This window comes from Neisseria sp. P0021.S007 (assembly GCF_051956855.1).
Genome location: NZ_JBQCXA010001174.1, coordinates 1 through 522 on the forward strand (window position 1 = coordinate 1; position 522 = coordinate 522).

The window sequence follows — 522 nt, forward strand, 5'->3', positions numbered from 1 at the left end:
ACGATAAAGTGACCGTCAAGCTGCCCAAAGACCTGGTGGTAGACATCGTCAAAGCCGGCGCCACCCCCGTGAACAACGACTGTGTGAAAATAGGCAACAATGTTTCACTGCCCCCAGACGTCGTTAAGATAGGTGCTGTTTAACTGACCAGCGACGGATTGGATACCGCCTGCAAGCCAGTGACCAACGTCTCCGTTTGTATCTATGTTACCGACGTCGTTGTCTGAGGTGGGGGTTTCTGGTGTGTGGTTGGGGGGGTGGGGGGGGGGGGGGGGGGGGGGGTGTTTGTGGTTTTGTTGTGTTGGGTTTGGGGTGGGTGGTTTGGGGGGTGGGGGGTTGTTTGGGGTTTTGGGTGGTTTTTTTGTGTTGGGGTTGGTTGGGTTTTTTTGGTTTTTGGTTGGGTTTGGGGTGGTGGTGGTGTTGTGGGGTTGGGGTGTGGGGTGTTTTGTGTTGGTGGGGTGGTGTTGGGTGGGTGGTTTGGTTTGGTGTGGTTGTTGGGGTTGTGGGTGGTGGGTTTGGGGT

At 55.7% G+C, this 522-nt stretch carries 1 protein-coding gene; it reads left to right on the forward strand.

Annotated features, from left to right (window positions below; translation table 11 throughout):
* Window positions 1-204: 204 nt before the first annotated feature.
* Window positions 205-522, forward strand: a 318-nt coding sequence (locus ACTHUR_RS18130) for a hypothetical protein (protein WP_440400145.1), incomplete at its 3' end; no start/stop codon positions are given.